At 64.5% G+C, this 15,410-nt stretch carries 11 protein-coding genes; 4 read left to right on the top strand and 7 right to left on the bottom strand.

Annotated elements, in window-relative coordinates; all coding sequences use genetic code 11:
• Window positions 1–6 precede the first annotated feature (6 nt).
• The 6 genes from RIE53_13570 to RIE53_13545 all read right to left on the bottom strand — a co-directional run bounded on the left by RIE53_13570 (window position 7) and on the right by RIE53_13545 (window position 8,022).
• Window positions 7–948: a tRNA (guanine-N7)-methyltransferase gene (locus RIE53_13570; protein ID MEQ9105713.1), complete on the bottom strand. Its 942-nt coding sequence runs from the start codon at window positions 946–948 to the stop codon at window positions 7–9.
• Complete coding sequence (locus tag RIE53_13565) at window positions 893–4,111, bottom strand: efflux RND transporter permease subunit (GenBank protein MEQ9105712.1); 3,219 nt, start codon at window positions 4,109–4,111, stop codon at window positions 893–895. The genes RIE53_13570 and RIE53_13565 overlap by 56 nt, the downstream gene beginning before the upstream one ends.
• Before the next feature lie 9 nt (window positions 4,112–4,120).
• A complete protein-coding gene (locus tag RIE53_13560; protein ID MEQ9105711.1) occupies window positions 4,121–5,290 on the bottom strand; it encodes an efflux RND transporter periplasmic adaptor subunit in 1,170 nt (389 codons plus the stop codon).
• A complete protein-coding gene (locus RIE53_13555) occupies window positions 5,287–6,798 on the bottom strand; it encodes an efflux transporter outer membrane subunit (protein MEQ9105710.1) in 1,512 nt (503 codons plus the stop codon). Before RIE53_13555 ends, RIE53_13560 begins: the two co-directional genes overlap by 4 nt.
• Window positions 6,779–7,408: a TetR family transcriptional regulator gene (locus tag RIE53_13550; protein ID MEQ9105709.1), complete on the bottom strand. Its 630-nt coding sequence runs from the start codon at window positions 7,406–7,408 to the stop codon at window positions 6,779–6,781. Before RIE53_13550 ends, RIE53_13555 begins: the two co-directional genes overlap by 20 nt.
• A gap of 110 nt (window positions 7,409–7,518) precedes the next feature.
• Entirely contained in the window at window positions 7,519–8,022 is a 504-nt protein-coding gene (locus RIE53_13545; GenBank protein MEQ9105708.1) for a ferritin, read from the bottom strand.
• Between the two features lie 203 nt (window positions 8,023–8,225).
• Between RIE53_13545 and RIE53_13540 the strand changes: the two genes are divergently transcribed.
• The 4 genes from RIE53_13540 (at window position 8,226) to rho (ending at window position 13,986) form a co-directional block, all read left to right on the top strand.
• Window positions 8,226–9,791 (top strand): response regulator, encoded by a 1,566-nt coding sequence (locus RIE53_13540; protein MEQ9105707.1) that lies wholly within the window; start codon window positions 8,226–8,228, stop codon window positions 9,789–9,791.
• A gap of 79 nt (window positions 9,792–9,870) precedes the next feature.
• Window positions 9,871–10,338: a tRNA (adenosine(37)-N6)-threonylcarbamoyltransferase complex ATPase subunit type 1 TsaE gene (gene tsaE / locus RIE53_13535; GenBank protein MEQ9105706.1), complete on the top strand. Its 468-nt coding sequence runs from the start codon at window positions 9,871–9,873 to the stop codon at window positions 10,336–10,338.
• Window positions 10,335–11,552, top strand: a complete 1,218-nt coding sequence (locus RIE53_13530) for a Mur ligase family protein (protein ID MEQ9105705.1) — start codon at window positions 10,335–10,337, stop codon at window positions 11,550–11,552. The genes tsaE and RIE53_13530 overlap by 4 nt, the downstream gene beginning before the upstream one ends.
• A 340-nt stretch (window positions 11,553–11,892) precedes the next feature.
• Window positions 11,893–13,986: a transcription termination factor Rho gene (rho, locus tag RIE53_13525; protein MEQ9105704.1), complete on the top strand. Its 2,094-nt coding sequence runs from the start codon at window positions 11,893–11,895 to the stop codon at window positions 13,984–13,986.
• Between the two features lie 10 nt (window positions 13,987–13,996).
• On the opposite strand, the gene RIE53_13520 is transcribed toward rho, so the two are convergent.
• The gene (locus RIE53_13520) at window positions 13,997–15,274 is read right to left on the bottom strand and encodes an MFS transporter (GenBank protein ID MEQ9105703.1); all 1,278 of its coding nucleotides are present in this window, start codon (window positions 15,272–15,274) and stop codon (window positions 13,997–13,999) included.
• Window positions 15,275–15,410: the final 136 nt, after the last annotated feature.

Genomic DNA, 15,410 nt, shown 5'->3' with positions numbered 1-15,410 from the left:
GTTCGCTTAAATCCACGCCTCCTTCAGCTCGAGGCCCTGCGAAACCAGCCAGTCGGCGACGGCGCGGACGGCTTCGCGGACGCCGCGGGTGGCGAGGGGTTCGCCGAAGGGTTGCAGGCTGACAAACACGCCGTTCTCCTCGCGCTGCCAGGCCTGGACCAACAGTTCCTGGCGCAGATCGGGCTCTTCGGTCACGACGCGGAACAGCATGGTGTCCTCGGCGAGGCCGCGGAAGGCTTCCAGCACAATGACATGGCCACCGTCGAATGGATGGACCTGTTTGGAAAACGTGGTAACCCGGTCCAGGGAACCGGTGAGCATGGCGTGCTGCATGGGTTGGGCGGTAAGCAGATTCGGATGCGGTTCGGCGCGCTCGCGCAACTGGAACCGGACGTGGTAAATGGGTTTGTCCTGGGCGCGCCACTTGAGGGCGTACTTGGTCTGGAGGGTGGCCGGAGGCGGCTCACCCTCGGCGATGTCGAAGCAGCCGCTTTCCCGGCCGTTCTCGACCGCCCACCCGAAATACTCGGGATGGTCGGTGGTCAGCTGCAGGTCCCCGCCGTCCTCCAGACGGGTGGATACGAGCCGGAAGAATTCGGTTTGCAGGAGCCGGTTGCCCAGGTGCTTTTTGCGCGGCCAGGGGTCCGGGAAGTTGACGTATATGCGGTGGATGCTCGCAGCCGGAAGGGCATCGCGCACAATGAATTGTGCGCTTCCTTTGTACAGCCGGACGTGGTAAATCCGTTCGCGGCGCATCCGTCGGAAGGCACGCCAGACCGAGCCCAGCGACACTTCGGCGCCGAGCAGGTTCCACTCGGGGTGGGCGGCACCGAGGTGCGCGAGGAATCTTCCGTCACCGAAACCCACTTCCAGGACCAGCGGCGCGGCCCGGTCAAACAGCGTGTTGGGGTCGGTCGGCAGGGACAGGTGCCCGTTCTTCAGTATCACGTGTAAAAAAGCTCCGGATGCGGTCCTCCAGCAGCACGAGGGCCGGCACGAGGACGAGGATGATGAACGTCGCGAACAAGATACCGAATCCGAGGCTCGCCGCGATGGGTATGAGGAACTGCGCCTGCAGACTGCGCTCCAGGATGAGTGGCAACACGCCCAGGAACGTGGTCATGGACGTCAGCAGGATGGGCCGGAAGCGGGCCTTCGATGCCGTCACGATGGCCTCCTCGACGGTCGCCCCGTTGGCGCGGGCCGTATTGATATAGTCGATGAGCACGAGCGAGTTGTTCACCGCGACCCCCGAAAGTCCCACAATACCGAACAGGCTCAGGATGCCCACGTCCAGCCCCATGATGAGGTGGCCCAGGACGGCCCCGATGACCCCGAACGGAATGGCGGCCATGATGATGAGCGGCTGGGTGTAGGACTTGAACGGAATGGCCAGGAGCGCGAAGATCACGAACAGCGCAATCAGGAAACCGCGCTTGATGGCGTCCACGGCGTCGGCCTGCTCCCGCTGCTCGCCCTCGAAGGAGGCCCGGAACCCCGGGTAGTCGCGGCGCAGGCGGGGGAGCACGTCGGCTTCGAGCGCGGTCAGCACGTCGCCCGCGGCCACGACTTCGGCGTCCACGTCAGCCGTCACGGTGACCACGCGGCGGCGGTCGCGGCGGTTGATGATGGAGGAACCGTATCCCATGGTGGCCTCGGCGACCTCATGGAAGGGGATCTCGCGTCCATCGGCCGTGCGGATGCGCAGCCGGTCCAGGTCGGACACGGCATCCCGTTCATCGGCCGGGAGGCGGACCATGACCTTGATGTCGTCGCGTCCGCGCTGCACGCGCAGGGCCTCGTTGCCGTACAGGGCGGCGCGCGTCTGCCGCGCCAGGTCCTCCAGCGTGACCCCCAGCGTGCGGGCGGCTGGCTTCAGTTTCAACTGGATTTCGCGCTTGCCGAGCTGGCGATCGTCCTGGATTTCCACTGTGCCCGAAAAGCGGGCGATTTCCCGCTTCAGGTCGTCCACGGCAGCGTTCAGGACATCGGCATCCGCCGCCGAGGCCTCAATCTGGATGGCCTTGCCGAGCGTGAAGATGGAGGACTGGAACGCCACCGACTTCACGCCCGGAATGTCGGCTGCCGCCTCCCGCCAGGCGCTTTCAATGCGCGCCGCCGGAATGTCCCGGTTCTCGGACTCCAGGAGTTCGAAATTGACTTCGGCTTTCGTCGGCTCGGTCAGGCCGGTCCCGGCCCCGCCCGGCGCGTTGGCAATGGAGGGCTGGGTGCCCACGACGGAAAACACGTGCTTGGCCAACGCGGGATGTGACTCGGGCAACTCCTCCTGCATGCGCTCAATGACTTCGCGGCCCTTTTGCTCCACGATGGCGGCCACGGCCTGGGTCTGCTCGGCCTGCGTGCCTTCCTTCATTTCAATCCGGGCAATCACGTTCTCGCCCTCGATGTCCGGGAAGAACACGAAGTTCACCAGACCCCCGGCCACGAGCCCGATGCTCAGGAGCACCGTCGTGATGCCGCCCAGGATGACGAGTCCCCAGTTCCGCGTCACGAAATGCAGCGTGGGCACCAGCAGGTTTTCCACATTCCAGTTCAGGAAGTCGGACACGCGATTCTGTACCCGGTCTATGGCGCCACCCACGCCTTTCTTGCCGGCCGTCCGGAGCGCTTTCACGTGCGACAGGTGGGCGGGCAGGATGAAGAGCGACTCCACGAGCGAAATGGCCAGCACCGTGATGATGACCACGGGCAGCTGCTGCATGAACTTGCCGATGACCCCCGGAATGAACAAGAGGGGCGAAAAGGCCGCAATGGTGGTGAGCACGGCGAACGTCACGGGCCGCGCCAGACGGGTCGATCCCACGACCGCCGCATCCACCGGGCTCCGCCCCGCCTCCTGCTCGGCAAACACGTTCTCGCCGATGACGATCGCATCGTCCACCACAATCCCGAGCGCCAGGATGAAGGCCACCAGTGAAATCAGGTTGATGGACGCCCCCAGCATGAGCATGACGGCGAATGTCCCGAGGAACGAGATGAAAATGCCGGCCGACACCCAGAAGGCCAGACGCGAGTTCATGAACAGACCGAGCGCCAGGATGACCAGGATGAGCCCCATGGCGCCGTTCTTGAGCATGAGCTCGTAACGGCTCTTGAGCAACTTGGCTTCATCCTGCCAGATGGCCACGTCCACGCCGGAGGGCAGGGGTGCCGTTTCCACATAGGCGTAGACCGCTTCCACGATATCCAGCACGCGCTCATCGGCGGTCCGGTAGATGGACATGAGGGCGGCCGGCTGCCCGTCGAACCGGGTTATCAGGTCCGACTCCTCGAACCCGTCCCGGACCAGCGCGATGTCCCCCAGGCGGACCGTCGATCCGTCGGGTCGCGCCAGCACGATGATGTCCCGGAAGTCGCGGGCGGTATAGTTCTGGCCCGTCGTCCGGACCAGGATTTCCTCATTGCTCGTCTCGATGGCCCCGCCGGGGAGGTCCAGACTGCCCCGGCGCACGGCCATGGTCACAGCGTCGAGCGACAGTCCGTAGGCGCGCAGGTTCTGCTCGGGCACCTCGATGGCGATTTCGTAGTCCCGGACGCCCGTGATGCTGATGTAGGAAATCCCGGCCGTCGCTCCCAGGTCGTCCTTCATGCGCGCGGCCAGCTCCTTGAGCGTGCGCTCGGAGGCATCGCCATAAAGCGCCAACTGGATGGCCTGCCGGCGGGTGGTCATTTCCTGGATCTGCGGCTCCTCGGCATCCACCGGGAACGTGGTAATCCGGTCGACCTCGGCCTTCACGTCGTCCAGCACCCGCGAGGCGTCGGCACCCAGGCGCAGCTGCACGTTCACGATGCCGACGTTCTCAGCCGCAATGGCCGATATCCGCTTGATGCCCTCAATGCCCTCGAGCTGCTCCTCGACGCGCAGGATAATCCCGTCCTCGATTTCCGAGGGGGATGCGCCCGGCCACGCCACGCGCACCTCAATGGTGTCCAGGCTCGCCTCGGGAAACACTTCCTGCACGATGCTCGATACGCTGATGAAGCCCACCAGCACCAGGAACAACATGAGCAGGTTGGCGGCCACGGAGTTCCGGGCCATCCATGCGATGGGTCCCTTGGCCTCCGGCTCTTCCGAAACTGGTCCATTCATGGTTTTGCCTCAGTTTTCCGTATTCGGAGTGGATGCGGAGTCGGTGGTCCGGACCGACATCCCGTCGGTGACCACGGCCAGGTTCGTCCGGATGATGCGATCACCGGGCGACAGGCCGCCCGTGACGACCGCGTGGCCGTCCTGTTCGGTCAGGACCTGGACGCTTCGAATGCGCAACGTACCGTCCTCGAACAACCAGACGGTGCCGTCCTCACGCAGCAGCTCCACCGGCAGACGATACCAGGCGTCCGGAGTGCGGGCCGGAATGGCCACATCCACGAACGTACCCACACGCAGCGGCGGCGTGGTGGCGTAGGGCCGGTCCACGGACAGGACGATGTCCATCATGCGCGTCTGGGGATTGATGGCCCCGGACGTGCGGACCACGCGGGCCGGCCACTCGGCGGCGCCGCTGCGCACCGTGGCGGGCGCCCGGTCGCGCACGAGGCCGTCCAGGTTGTCGAAGAGCGCCACGTCCCGGGCGGACACCGGAACGCTGATCTCGGCCACGTCGGTGCTGAAGTAGGTAGCCACCACCATGCCGGGGGCCACATAGGACCCGAGATTCACGTTCGCCTGGCGGATGCGCCCCTCGAACGGCGCCCGGATGACGCTGCGCGACAACCGTTTGCGGGCATCTTCCAGTCGGGCCTGCGCGGCCCGGCGGGCGGCTTCAGCCAGTTTCAGCTGCGGCTCCCGGAACAGCAGCGATCCCAATTCGGTGTCCTCCGGGGCTTCCACGTCGGCGTTGCGGGCCACCAGGCGCTCCCAGTCGGCACGGGCAATCTCGGCCTCCTCGGCGGCCAGGAGGGCCTCGAAGGTGCGCTGGGTGAGCTCGGCCTCCGCCATGACCACCGCATTCCGGAAGTCGGTGCTGTCCAGGCGAATGAGCACATCGCCCGCGCGGAAGGCGCCGCCGGCGGCGAAGGACGGGTGCGTCCACACCACGGTCCCGGGGACTTCAGCGGCCAGCGCTACGTCCCGCCGGGCCGCGACCGACCCGGTGGCCTGGAGGTATACCGCGTCCGAGGTGGGCTCGGCGGTGAGGAATTCCACGACCGGTGCGAATTCGGCGGGTTCTTCGGTGGCCGGATCAGGCCGCATGACAATGAAGAGGATCAGGCCGATCACGCCGATGGCGAGGATGCCGAGGCCTTTCAGGAAAGAGGGTACATTCATGATGCTTCCTGTTGGGATGTTACGGTCCAGGCGCCGCCCAGGGCGCGATGCAGGGTGAGCCGGGCCAGAAGCACGTCGCGGCGGGCTGCCGAGAGGGCCGCTTCGGCCCGGACTTTGTTCAGATGCGCGTCGAGGAGGGCCACATACGGACCCACCCCGCGCACATAGCGGTCCAGTTGGAGTTCGTGGGATGCGCGCGCATTCCCGGCCGCAGCCAGGGCGGCGTCCAGCCGCTCGTGCTCGGCTTCCAGGGTCCGCAGCGCCACCGATACCTCGCGGAAGGCCGTCAAAACGGCTTTCTCATGGGCCAGCGCGGCCTGTTCGTACCGGTTCCATGCGGCCCGGGCGGCCGCGCGACGTGCGCCGCTCTGGAATACCGGTCCGGTGAGCGATCCACCGAACAGCCAGAACCGCTGCGACGTCTGCACCAGGTCCGCCAGTTCACTGCTCTGCGTACCGGCGGAGGCCGTCAGGGAAAAGCGTGGGAATTGGTCGGCGCGGGCCACCCCTACCTGTTGACGGGCCGCTTCCAGCCGCGCCGCCGACGCCAGGAGGTCGGGCCGGCGGAGTAGCAGCTCCGACGGGAGCACTGCGGGCAGGGCCAGAGCGGACTCGGCGGTGGGCGTGGCTTCGGCCGTCAGGCCCTCCGCCCAGTCCGGCGCTCCAGCGCCACCCATCAGCAGCCCCAACCGGGACGCCGCGTCGTACTTGGCGGTCCGCAGGGCGGGCCGGGCTGCGCGCGCGTCATCCAGGGCCTGTTGCACGGCGTAGTACTCGAAACTGGTAATAAGCCCGCGCTCGTAGCGCGAGCGCGTCAGCCCGGCCCGCTCCTCGAGCAGTCCCAACTGGCTGTCAGCCAGGGCATTCTGCGCATCCAGATCCCGGAGGCGCGCCCACGTCCCGATGGCTTCCGATATCACGCCCATCCGGACGGCCTCGGCGTCTGCCAGCGTCGCGACCCACTGGGCCTTGGCGGCCTCGCTCGAAGCCCGTACCCGGCCCCATACGTCCAGCTCCCACGCCAGGCCGAGCGATGCCGACCAGTTGGTCACGTCGAAGCGGTCCGGAAAACCCGGAATGGATTCGGAGAAGCGTCCCGTGGCCCCCGTATTGGTGGGCGTGTTCTGGCGCCCTCCCTCCACACTGCCCTGCACACCGGGCAGCCGGGCCGACCGGGCCATGCGGAACTGGTTCTGGACTTCGAGCACGCGTTCGGCGGCCATCCGGAGATCCAGGTTGGCGGCCAAGGCCGAGTCGACAACGGCCGAGAGACCCTCATCGCCGAGCGCATCCCACCAGCGGACAGAGGCCCGTTCAGCCTCCGAATTGGCGGCAATACCTGCAGCCTCACCTTGTAGGGTGCCGCTCGGCGCATCGAAAGCCTCGGGCAGTGATGGGGGTGGCTCGGCGGTGGGCGTGAGCGAGGGCATCGCCGCGCATCCCCCGAGAAAAATCATCCCGGAAAACACAAGCCCCGCTCTTATCCGTTTACCTGGGTTGCAATCCATGGTAGAAGAGGTTGAAAAGGTGGTCAATCCGTTCCTCAATGAGCTGCTCGCGCACGACCGGATCGGGGTCCAGCAGGTCCGGGCGGTAGAGCGAGAGCGTGGAACGGGAAATCAGGAAAATCACAACCGCCCCGATGAACGTGAACATGAACTGGAGCGGATCCACCGGACGGATGTCGCCGCGCTCGACGGCGGCCTCAATCCAGGCAAAGGCCTTGCGGGGCGCATTGAAGGCGCCGCCCCGGTTGGCCAGCAGGTCGCGCGCCACGGGGGCGCCGTTCAGGTTCTCGTGCAGCCACAACTTGCACACGTCCGGCTGCCGGTAGTGCATGCGCGTGTACGTGGCAATCATGGTCCGGAGCTGCTCCGGAAAGGGCGCATCGATATCCATGGACGAGGACACCTCCCCCATGAACCCGCCCAGGACGTGGGCCAGCACGGCCTCATAAAGTTTGTCCTTGGAGCGGTAGTAGTAGTGCAGCATGGCCTTGTTCATGCCCGCCCGGTCCGCAATGTCCTGCATGCGCGCGCCGTCCTTGCCGCGCGCCGCGAACTCGGTGAGGGCCGCATCGAAGATGGCCTGTTCCGCCTGTGTGGTTTCGTTTCCCATGCGGCGGCCTATCGCGAGGGTCAACCATTTGTTTCAACCATATGGTTGATGCGCGAGCAAATGCACCGTCTCTTCACACGGATGGTTGAAAAATCAGGCCTCCGACCGGCTCAGGCTTCCGATGCGCCGGGCGAGCGGGATCCGAGCTCGCGGTCAATCATGAGCAAACCCTGTCCGGAATCGCCGGCCAGGCGGAGGCTGTCAATGATGGCCTCGGCGGCCTCCTCCTCTTCCACCTGCTCGTCGATGAACCAGTGCAGGAGTGTCTGCAGGGCGTAGTCGCGCTCGTCCACGGCCACTTCGTACAGGTCATGGATGAGTTTCGTGACGTGCTGCTCGTGCTTGAGCACCTTCTCGAAGGCCTCCATGGGCGTCGTAAAGATGACCTTCGGCTCGTCGAGGGCCGACAGCTTCGGCGATGCGCCGCGCCGGACCAGGTGGTCGAACAGCTTCATGGCGTGCGCCGTCTCTTCTTCCCACTGCATGCGCATCCACGACGCGGCTCCGGGCATCTTGATCTCCTCGAAGCGGGCCGACATGGCCAGGTAGTACCAGGCGGACTGGAATTCGGCCTGGATCTGATCGTTTACGGCGGCAAGTATGCGGTCTTTCATGGTCTCGGGGTGGAATAGGTGTGCACTGACGGGTTGAACGACCCTCGGCGCATCTTGTTTACCGGTGTGCCGGTGAACCTTTGCGCGCGGAACCGGGTAACAGGAAGCTGCTGAACGCCTTGCACGCGCATCCCCTGAACCCATCCGGAGCCCCGTCCCGCCCAACCGCTACCGTTTTTCCCAACTTCACTGATTGAACAACGATGGCCGGTCCTTCACGAATCCTCTGGGCGGATGACGAAATCGATCTCCTCAAGCCCCACATCCTCTTCCTGGAATCCAAGGGATACGAGGTCACGAGCGTAACCAACGGGCTGGATGCCATCGAGAAGATGCGCGAGCGCCCCTTCGACGTCGTCCTGTTGGACGAGCAGATGCCGGGCCGCGGCGGGCTCGATGCACTCGATGAAATCAAGGCGATCGCCCCGAACGTGCCGGTCGTGATGGTGACCAAAAGCGAGGAGGAGCGGATAATGGAGGAGGCCCTCGGGGGCAAGATTTCGGACTACCTCACGAAGCCCGTGAACCCGTCGCAGGTACTCCTGACGTGCAAGCGGCTGCTGGATCATGCCCGTCTGCAGACGGAGCGCGCATCGCAGTCCTATCTGCAGTCGTTCGGCGAAATCACGGCCGCGCTCGCGGGCGATCTGGACCACGAGGAGTGGGTGGAGCTGTACGAGAAGCTGCTGCGGTACGATCTGGAGTTGGGCTCCGATGAGGGGGTCCGGCAGGTGCTGGAAGACCAGTATGCCGAGTCCAACCGCGTTTTTTCCAGTTGGATAGAGTCCGTTTACCCGGACTGGATTGGCAACAAGAACCTGGCCGCCGGAAAAGATCGGCCCGTCCTGTCCCACGAAATCGTACCCACATTCGTGCTGCCCCGCATGACGGGTAAACGGCCGGTCATTTTCTTCGTGATCGACTGTATGCGCTACGATCAGTGGCTGGAGTTCGAGCGGTTGCTGTCACCACTCTTCTCAATGGAGAAAAAATTCCATTACGGCATCCTGCCGACGGCCACTCCGTTCTCGCGGAATGCCATCTTCTCGGGGTTGTTGCCGGTGGATCTGGCTGCGAAATACCCCCGGATCTGGGCCGACGGCGAGGACGATGAGCACAGTCGCAACCGGAACGAGGAGGAGTTCCTGGTCGATCAGTTGAAGCGACGCCACCGTACGGACCGGGTGTCCTACCGGAAGGTGATTTCCTCGCAGGACGGGCGTGAATTCCTGACGTCCGTGCATGATCTGCTGCAGAGCGATCTCAGCGCGGTGGTCGTCAATTTCGTGGACATCCTGGCCCACAGCCGCTCCGATTCGGACGTGCTGAAGGAACTGGCCCCCGACGAACGGGCCTACCGGGCGCTTACGCGCACGTGGTTCGAGCACTCCTGGCTGTTCCAGGCCTTCCAGCAACTGGCCGAGGAGGACTGCACCATTGTCATCACGACCGACCACGGCATTGTCCGCAGCCTGAAACCGACCAAGGCCATCGGGGACCGCGAAACGTCCACGGCGCTCCGCTACAAGTATGGCCGCAATCTGAAATGCGACGGGCGCCACGCCATTTTCGTGAAAGACCCCGAGACGTACGGGCTGCCCCGGGAAAATGCGCAGACGAACTACATCATCGCGAAGGAAAACTACTATTTCGTATACCCTACGAATTACAATTACTACGTCAACAAGTACAAGGACACCATGCAGCACGGCGGGGTATCGCTCGAGGAGATGTTGCTGCCGGTGATCACGCTCCGACCCAAGTCTTGACTCGGCCGTCGCAAGCCGACTGAAATCCTGAACCGCGGCCTTGGTGCGCCGCCCGAAATCCTGAACCTGGTTTTTTCCCGTGAATGCCCTGCCCTTCCCCACCCGGACCCGTTCGGCCGCGTCCGACTCCGCCTCCGACACGCGGGCGCTCGGCGCCGCGTTCGCAGTGCTCCTGGAGCCCGGTGATGTGGTTGCGCTCGAGGGGGACCTGGGCGCCGGGAAGACCCAGTTCGTGGCGGGCGTGGTGGAGGGGCTCGGCGGTGACGCTGGCGATGTGTCCAGTCCGACCTTCACGATCGCTCACGAGTACGAAGCTCGTATTCCGGTGTACCACATTGATTTGTACCGACTGGAAGACGAGGCCGATGCCCGTCGTGCCGGTCTGGAGGATTATTTCCTGGGCGACGGAATCTGTCTGGTGGAGTGGCCGGAGCGCGCCCGGGGCCTGCTCCCCGAAGGGACGCATGTCGTGCGGATAGCCCACGCCAGCGGCGACCATCGCACGCTGACCTGGCTGGAGGACGGGGCGGACCCGGACGCGCCATGAACCCCCGCGCTGCGACCGGAACAGACCGTCTGCTGGCACTGCCCAGATTCGCCACGGACGGCAGCGTGGCGCTCAAGCCGGGATTCGACCGGATAGCCGCCCTGCTCGACGCCCTCGGCCACCCGGAGCGGACGTTCCGCACCGTGCTGGTTGCCGGCACGAACGGCAAGGGTTCGGTCGCGGCCATGCTGAGTGCGCTCCTGACGGCATCGGGCCACCGTGCCGGATTGCACACGTCGCCGCACTTGCGGCACATTACCGAACGGATGCGGGTGGACGGCCGTGCGGCCCCTGCGGAATGGCTTGACGCCATGGCCGAGCGGCACGCGGAGGACCTGGACCGGATTTCCCCGAGCTTTTTCGAGGCCACCGTCGCGTTTTCCCTCGCCTGGTTTGCGCACGAAGGGGTGGATGTAGCCGTGGTGGAAGTCGGGCTCGGCGGCCGGCTCGATGCCACCAACATCCTGGACGCCGAGGCTTCGGCCATCGTGAGCATCGGGTTCGACCACATGGACCTCCTGGGGCACACGCTCCCGGATATTGCGCGCGAAAAAGCCGGCATCGCGAAGCCCGGACGCCCGCTGATCGTGGGCGCAATGCCCGCCGAAGCCCTCCGTGCCATCGAAGATGTGGCCCGCACCATCGGAGCTGACGTCATCCATGCGCCGGGCGTGGCCCTTCCGGACGATGTGATCGTGGACCTGCCCGGTGCCCACCAACGCGGCAATGCCCGCGTTGCGCTCGCGCTCATGCAAGCCCTGGACCCGCACGCGCCGGCGGTCCGCGAGGGATTGGCCTCCGTCCGCGCATTGTCCGGCCTGCGCGCCCGGCTGGAAGTCCTGTCCGAACGGCCCCGATTCGTGGTGGACATCGGACACAATCCGGAGGCCATTGCCACCGCGTTGGCAGGTTTGGCAGCCATGGACGGCCCGCACGCGTACACGGTCGTCATCGGCATGTTGGGCGACAAGGACGCTGCCGGCGTGGGTCGCGTCCTGGCAGAATTCGGTGTCGACGCGGTCTGGACGGTGCCGACCCAAGGAAGCCGAGGACGGAGTGCAGAGGCACTGGCATCGGATTTGGCACTGCGGGCAGAACCGCTCCCATCGGTAGCCCACGCGGTTCAGCGCGCACGCAGGGAGGGCCGGAATGCGCTGTTCATCGGATCGCATGACGTTGCAGCCGCGGCCCTCGATGCTGTTCTGGACGAGTAAATGGACCGCAGGACGACCACCCGGTCCGTAAATACGCCCGGAATTCTGCTTGTTTTTGCGTGACGAAGGCATCCTTCTGGATTTCATTCCGTTATGGGTTATATTCAGACGGTTGCGGGGTTTGAATTCATTACCCGCTCGGGCCCGATATCCCCATCGATTTCCTATCCAGGGCGATATTTCCTTTTGAGGGCCCCGTCTTGTGCCGCCCGTAGACCCCCTGTCTGCCGACGAAACCACAACCGTTCCTTTACCCTGACCCTGTCTGCACCCTGATTGCAGTCCACGTACGCCCTGGGCACATCTACATCTGCCCGATGGTCACCTCTCCAGACACACTATGAATATTGCCGAGTTGCAGGACAAGAAGCTTCCTGAGCTGAAGGATATTGCCAAGAAAATGAACCTTGGCGGCATGTCCAACCTGCGCAAACAGGACCTGATTTACGCCATTCTCGAAGCCCGCGCCGAAAAACTGGCCGGACGCGCCAAGCGCAGCGACGAAGACCAGGAAGCCCAGCCCCGCGACAGCGAGTCGCTTCCGAAGAGCCAGCGCGAAAAGTCCTCCCGCCCCGACAAGGAGTCCCGGCCCAAGCGGGGCCGCGGATCGAAAGAGGCCGATGCCAAGTCGCAGGATTCGGGGTCTGAAAAATCCCGTGACGACTCCCGCGACAGCTCCCGCAGTGATTCCCGCAGTGATTCCCGCGACGAAAAGCGCGGCCGGGGACGCCGCCGGGGAGACAAGGACTCCTCCTCTTCTTCTGCCACTTCCGGAAATGAAGACCGGGGCCGCAGCGACGACGCACGCAGTCAAGGCGACGACCGGGGCGGAAGCCAGGACCGGAACGATTCGAACCAGAACCAGAGTCAGCGCCAGAGTCAGGGCGACAGCCAGAATCAAAACCAGGGTTCTCAGGGCTCGTCCGACCAGAATGACCGGCGTGGCCGGGGCCGGGGGCGTGGACGCGGTCGCGGACGCGACAACCGCAACGACAACCGTGGTGGAAACGATACCCGCAATGAGAGCCGCGGCCGGGATGACAACCGCGGCAGCGCCAACGACAACCGTGGTGGAAACGACAACCGCAGCAGCCGTCGCGACGACTCGGGCAGTGGCGGCGGAAACCGCGACCGTGACCGCAACGACAATCGCGGCAACCAGCGCGACGATGATCGCCGGAACCGGGGTCGCAACCGCGGCCGTGACCGTGACCGCGACCAGGGTGGCCGCAACCGCGAGAGCCGGGAGGAACGGCATCAGCGCGTTTACGCCGAGGCCCCGCCCTACATGCAGGAATACGACCCGAGCGAGGTCGACCTGGCCGCCATGATCAACAAGATCGGCGTCCTGGAAATCCTGCCCGACGGATACGGCTTCATGCGCAGCGCCGAGTACAACTACCTGCCCAGCCCGGACGATATCTACGTGTCGCCCTCGCAGATCAAGAAATTCTCGCTCCGGATGGGCGATACGGTGGACGGCGAAGTCCGCCCGCCCAAGGAAGGCGAGCGGTATTTCGCACTCATCCAGGTCAACAACATCAACGGCCGCGTGCCGGGTGAACTGGACGAGCGCCCGAGCTTCGACTACCTCACGCCGTACTATCCGGAAGAGCAGTTGAACCTCGAAACGTTGCCGGGTGAGTACACCACGCGCATCATGGACCTCTTCTCGCCCATCGGAAAGGGCCAGCGTGCCCTCATCGTGGCGCAGCCCAAGACGGGCAAGACCATCATCCTGCAGAAGATTGCCAACGCCATCACGACGAATCATCCGGAATGTGTGCTCATCATCCTCTTGGTGGACGAGCGGCCGGAGGAAGTGACGGACATGCGCCGGCACGTGGACGCCGAGGTCATCGCATCGACCTTCGACCAGGAACCGGAACGGCACATTGAAGTGGCCGAAATCGTGCTCAACAAGGCCAAGCGTCTGGTTGAGGCCGGCAAGGACGTGGTCATCCTGCTCGACTCCATCACCCGTCTGGCGCGTGCGGCCAACGCCTGCGCGCCCAACACCGGCAAGACCATGTCGGGCGGTATGGAAGCGGGCGCCCTGCGCGGACCGAAGCGGTTCTTCGGCGCCGCCCGGAATATTGAAGAGGGCGGATCGCTGACCATCATCGGCACAGCCCTCATCGATACCGGAAGCCGTATGGACGAGGTCATCTTCGAGGAATTCAAGGGCACCGGCAACTCGGAAATCGTGCTGGACCGCGAACTGGCCAACCGACGCATTTTCCCGGCCATCCATGTGGTCAAGTCGGGCACACGCCGCGAAGAACTGCTCATACCGGAAGCCAAGCTGCAGCGGATCTGGATTCTCCGGAAGATGCTTGCGGACATGGCGCCGGTCGATGCCATGAGCTGGCTGCTCGACAAGATGCGCGGCACGAAGAAGAACGACGAGTTCCTCGTGGTAATGAATTCCTAGACAGGACTCGTCAGACTACCCGGGCAGCGGCCGGTTCGGCACCTTCCGGATCGGCCGCTTCGCCTTTGGGCTTGAAATCGTCTTCCTTCGGCTCCGGCAGCGCACGCTGGACCAGCCACGCCATGCCCAGGATGGATACCGCACCGACCATGGTGTTGCTGATGTAGCCGTACCGGGTGTACGCCATCCCGGCAACCGCCCCGCCGATTCCGATCCCGACCTGGCCAATGGAGACCGCCAGACTGAGCAGGGCCCCCCTGCGCCGGTCTTCCACGAGCGCCGTCATCAGGCTCTGCAATGGGCTCATGCGCATGGCAATCATGATCATGGTCCCGCCGAACAGGATGTACGCCACCCACATGGAGGTGATGACGTACGTGGTCAGGATCATGGCCACGGCCAATCCCAGACAGGAGCCGACAATCAGGGGCTTGCGACCAATCCGGTCCGAAAGCTTGCCGGCAGCCGGGCCAGCAATAACGGTCGCAACGCCACCCACGAAGAACAACGAGGCAATGGCGGTTCCGGACACTTCCAGCGTCTGCTCAAGCCAGGTGGGCAGATAGATCACGTAAAGACCGATGGAGAAAAACATCAGGAAGTACGTCGCCGAGGCCGATACGACTACCCTCCGGGACAGCAATTCCCGGTACGTGGCAATGGCCTTGGCCAGCGTCAATCGCCCGGTGTCCCGCTCCACATCCGGTTGGGGTACGAAACCCCATATAAGCAACGTGGTCAACGTCATGCTGCCCGCGAACATCAGGAACGCCGCCCGGAATCCGAATTGGTCCGCGAGGACGGTACCCACCGGAATCCCGATGATCTGCCCGAACGCGACGCCGCTCATGACCCATCCGTTGGCCCAGCCCCGCTTGTTGTAGGGGAAGTAATCCCCGACATACGAAACCGCCGCACCGCTCAACATGCCGCCGGCGGCACCCGCGGCTGCGCGCACGACCAGGAGGGAAAAGAAACTGTCGGCCACGGCATGCAGCCAGAGGGCCACGGCCATGGAGGCACACCCGGCAATCAGGACTTTCCGGCGCCCCACCTTGTCCGATATGGGCCCCACGATGAGCGCGAAAACACTCAGCGCAACGGCATAGGAGGTGATGAGCCAGCCCTGGAGGGATTCCGCAATGTTCAGCGCTTCCCCGATGCGGGGCAGGATGGGCGCGATGATGATGACCTGGCTGCTGGCTGAGAAGACCATCAGCCACAACGCGAACAGGATGAGATTGGGATGAGACCGGTCGCGCCTCAGGAGGTCATTGGAATTGGACATGCGCTCGGAGTGAGAGTGGGCCCAACATACGGGGGATCCGAGAGTTTTGCTTCATGTGTTTTTGGACGAGACGGCCCCTGTCAGGCGGCTCAACCTGCCTGAAACGAATGTGGGGCGGGGGGCAGGAGAAAGGCCC

This window comes from Rhodothermales bacterium, from assembly GCA_040221055.1.
Classification (GTDB): Bacteria; Bacteroidota; Rhodothermia; order Rhodothermales; family UBA10348; genus 1-14-0-65-60-17.
Note: the sequence above shows the minus strand (reverse complement) of the source record. Positions and strands in the feature narration are given on the sequence as shown.

What these genes read in the sequence shown, in the direction of transcription:
- RIE53_13560 (MEQ9105711.1), bottom strand. Translation starts at nt 5,290, where the DNA reads ATGAATGTACCCTCTTTCCTGAAAGGCCTCGGCATCCTCGCCATCGGC.
- RIE53_13540 (MEQ9105707.1), top strand. Translation starts at nt 8,226, where the DNA reads ATGGCCGGTCCTTCACGAATCCTCTGGGCGGATGACGAAATCGATCTC.
- RIE53_13530 (MEQ9105705.1), top strand. Translation starts at nt 10,335, where the DNA reads ATGAACCCCCGCGCTGCGACCGGAACAGACCGTCTGCTGGCACTGCCC.
- rho (MEQ9105704.1), top strand. Translation starts at nt 11,893, where the DNA reads ATGAATATTGCCGAGTTGCAGGACAAGAAGCTTCCTGAGCTGAAGGAT.
- RIE53_13555 (MEQ9105710.1), bottom strand. Translation starts at nt 6,798, where the DNA reads ATGGATTGCAACCCAGGTAAACGGATAAGAGCGGGGCTTGTGTTTTCC.
- RIE53_13565 (MEQ9105712.1), bottom strand. Translation starts at nt 4,111, where the DNA reads ATGAATGGACCAGTTTCGGAAGAGCCGGAGGCCAAGGGACCCATCGCA.
- RIE53_13550 (MEQ9105709.1), bottom strand. Translation starts at nt 7,408, where the DNA reads ATGGGAAACGAAACCACACAGGCGGAACAGGCCATCTTCGATGCGGCC.
- RIE53_13520 (MEQ9105703.1), bottom strand. Translation starts at nt 15,274, where the DNA reads ATGTCCAATTCCAATGACCTCCTGAGGCGCGACCGGTCTCATCCCAAT.
- RIE53_13545 (MEQ9105708.1), bottom strand. Translation starts at nt 8,022, where the DNA reads ATGAAAGACCGCATACTTGCCGCCGTAAACGATCAGATCCAGGCCGAA.